Below are 1,812 nucleotides of genomic sequence, written 5' to 3'. Positions count from 1 at the left end.
GGTTCGAATACACCGCAAAAAGCGCGCAGTTCACCGGCGGCGATCGCGTCGCCGACTGGTGACCCAAGCCTACTTCAGCTCGATCTCTATAAAAGCGTATTCGCCGTCATTGGCGTTGATGACGTCGTGCTCAACGCCCTCGCGGCGGAAATAGGGCGCTCCCTTCTTCATTTCGGCGAAGGATTCGCCGTCGTTGGTCACCAGCCTCACCTTGCCGTCCATCAGCGGCACGACGACATAGTCGTGGCCATGGCGGTGCCAGCCGGTGTTGGCGCCGGGCGCGAAGCGGTACTCGGTGACGATCACCCGCTCATTGTCGACATGGACTGTGGCCTTGGCTGTTCCGGTCATGGCGTTCTCCTTTTCCTGTAGAAGAGGAGATGGCGGGCGCGAACGTCAGGGCCAGGGCGCCATGAGCGATGGCGCCAAAGAAAAGCCCGGCGCGATGGCCGGGCTTGTTCCTTGGATATCCGAATGGCTCAGGCGATGGCGCCGTTGATCCAGTGCGACAGCGCGGTCTTCGGCGCGGCGCCCACCTTCATGTCGGCCACTTCGCCGCCCTTGAAGATCATCAGCGTCGGGATCGAACGCACGCCAAACTGCGCGGCAAGCTCCGGATTCTCATCGATGTTGAGCTTGGCGATCTTCACCTTCGAGCCGAGTTCCTTGGCGATCTCTTCCAGGGACGGGCCGATCATCTTGCACGGGCCGCACCACTCGGCCCAGAAATCCACCACGACCGGCTCCTTGGCATTGAGCACATCGGCCTGGAAATTGCCATTGTCGACCTTGACGGTGGCCATGCTGAAATCCTTTCGAAAACTCGGGTTGCACCAAATGTGGTGGTTGTGGCGGCGATGTTCAAGCAGTTCTTGTGTCACGCTCCCGTGAGTCGGGCAAGGGCATCGGCCATGGCCCTTGCAGGCAGCTCGATCAGCCGCAGTGCCTCGGTAAAGAGCAGCGCCGCCGTCACCTCGCGTCCCGGATAGAGCGGCTCAAGCAGCGCGCGGTAGAGCGCAAGCTGCAGCACATAGGCCGGCGGCACTTCGGCCAGGTCTTTGGGAGCCGGCCGGTTGGTCTTGTAGTCGACGATCGACACCTTTTCCGGGCTGACGGCCAGCCGGTCGATCTTGCCGGAGATGGAACGCAGCCTGCCCTTCACCTCCAGACTGCCCATGATCGCGACTTCCGCGCGGGACGACGGCGAGAACAACGCGCCGAAGCGGTCGTCGGAAAGGATGGAGAGCACCGCGTCCAACGCCCTGTCGCGCTCACCATCTGGCCAATCTGCGCCGGCGCGCGCGAGATAGCGCTCGGCCGCACCGTGCCTTTCCGTCTCGGCGATGCCGGGCAGCATCTGCAGCAATTTGTGCAAGGCAAGGCCGCGCACGACCGCGAAGCCGGGCTCGGCGGCAGCGTCGAGCACCGGCGAGCGCGTATCGGGAATAGCGTCGTTCGCTTCCTCGATCAGCGCCGAGGCGCCGGAGGGCGAAAGCGGACGCGGCAGCTCCTCATAGGGCGGCAATGGTCGGAACAGGGTGTCCGGCAGCGGCGCAAGATGCTCGATTGGATGCTCGGCTTCGCCCTCCGCCAGCGCAACCGGCGGTAGTTTCGTCTTATGGAAGCGATGCACCGCCACATCGGCCGTCGCCGGATGCCGCCGCTCGGAACTCTCGGGCGCGCCCAGCAGCGCGCGGCTGACGATCGAATGCCAGGTGCCGGGGCTGGGCTGCCGCTTGCCGTGATAGCCGCAGACGATCAGCCGGTCCTCGGCGCGCGTCATGCCGACATAGAGCAGCCGCCGGTATTCGT

3 protein-coding genes are annotated in these 1,812 nt (G+C 64.3%); all 3 read right to left on the bottom strand.

Annotated features, from left to right (window positions below):
• Nucleotides 1–69 precede the first annotated feature (69 nt).
• Complete coding sequence (locus tag EOA24_RS36560; RefSeq protein WP_126080115.1) at nucleotides 70–351, bottom strand: cupin domain-containing protein; 282 nt, start codon at nucleotides 349–351, stop codon at nucleotides 70–72.
• A 128-nt stretch (nucleotides 352–479) separates the two neighbouring features.
• Nucleotides 480–803, bottom strand: coding sequence for a thioredoxin (gene trxA / locus EOA24_RS36555; RefSeq protein WP_112129004.1), 324 nt, complete (start codon nucleotides 801–803; stop codon nucleotides 480–482).
• Nucleotides 804–877: 74 nt separating this feature from the next.
• Nucleotides 878–1,812 (bottom strand): PD-(D/E)XK nuclease family protein (locus EOA24_RS36550; RefSeq protein ID WP_189354540.1); only part of this gene is annotated, 935 nt, incomplete at its 5' end.

The organism is Mesorhizobium sp. M2A.F.Ca.ET.039.01.1.1, assembly GCF_003998035.1.
GTDB lineage: Bacteria > Pseudomonadota > Alphaproteobacteria > Rhizobiales > Rhizobiaceae > Mesorhizobium.
The sequence above is the reverse complement of the archived record's forward strand: the minus strand, read 5'-3'. Positions and strand labels throughout refer to the sequence as shown.